At 45.0% G+C, this 1,368-nt stretch carries 1 protein-coding gene; it reads left to right on the top strand.

Features of this window, described 5'->3' with window-relative positions; all coding sequences use genetic code 11:
• On the top strand, positions 1–1,368 hold a 1,368-nt coding region (gene bamA / locus QVA83_RS19790), incomplete at both ends, for an outer membrane protein assembly factor BamA (RefSeq protein ID WP_287498852.1).

The following is a 1,368-nucleotide window of genomic DNA, read 5'->3' on the forward strand; positions in this document are numbered from 1 at the left end:
GCTGATGGAGGCTTTCGAGCTGCAATACGATACGCCTTGGTGGGATTTCCTGTCGGAAACTCGCTACCAGCAGCAAACGCTGCAAGGGGATATGGAAACGCTGCGTAACCATTACTTAAACCGTGGTTACCTTCGCTTTAACGTTGACTCTACACAAGTTTCAATGACACCTGAAAAGTCAGGTATCTACATCGCCATGAACGTAACAGAAGGTGAGCAATACACTATCTCTGAAGTGGAATTGGTAGGCGATGTACTCGGGCACGAAGAGTATATTGAACGCGTGCTTCCGCTTACTACGGGTGAATTGTATAACCAAGCAGAAGTAACGTATACAGAAGAATTTATCAGTAAGTATCTTGGTCGCTTTGGGTACGCTTACCCAACAGTAACTACGGTTCCTGAAATTAATGATGAAGACAAAACGGTTAAGCTTACGCTGTCCGTTGACCCTGGCAAACGTATCTACGTCAACCGCATTAAATTTAACGGCAACGTAGTAACAGCCGATAGCGTTCTGCGTCAAAATGTCAGCCAGATGGAAGGTACGTGGCTGTCGAATAACTTACTTGAGTCTTCAAAGAACCAGCTTTCTCGACTTACTTATATGGAAGAGGTTGAATTTGAAACGGTACGTATCCCGGGTTCAGAAGATAAAGTAGACGTTAATTTTAACGTAAAAGAACAGCCATCGGGCTCGTTTAATGCTGGTATCGGCTATGGTGACAGAACGAAGCTAAGCCTACAGGCGGGTATCCAGCAAGATAACTTCTTGGGTACAGGTAAACGTGTGGGTCTTAACCTAAGCACGGTTTCATATCAGCGCAGTGCGCAAATCACGTACAACGACCCTTATTTTACCATTGACGGTATTAGTTTGGGTGGAAGCTTGGGCTATAGTGAGTTCGACGGTTCTGACTTTAACGTTATTCAGTACAACTCTAAGCGCTGGTCTATTGGTGCGAACATTGGTTATCCAATCAACGAATTCAACCGTATTAACTTCGGTTTGACCTACAGCAACGTAGAGCTATTCAACCGTGGTTACTACGAGCAAACTGAGCAGTTCTATAATCAGTTTACTAACGGTGAAGATCCTGATGCGGCTATTAAATATGATAGCTTCTTGGCAAGCGTAAGCTGGAGCAGAAGTACGCTTAACCGTGGTCTGTTCCCTACTGCTGGTTCGTCTCAGCGTGCGTCATTCAGTATTACCACGCCTAACTCAGACGTTAACTACTTCAAGACAGTATTTGACGGTAAGTGGTACTTCCCATTATCTCGTAACCAGCGCTGGTCTTTCCTAGCGCGCGTACGTCTTGGCTACGGGAATGGTTACGGTGATATTAACGGCAATGAGCAAATATT

It is taken from the genome of Alteromonas sp. AO-Serp (assembly GCF_017849675.1).
Lineage (GTDB): Bacteria > Pseudomonadota > Gammaproteobacteria > Enterobacterales > Alteromonadaceae > Alteromonas > Alteromonas macleodii.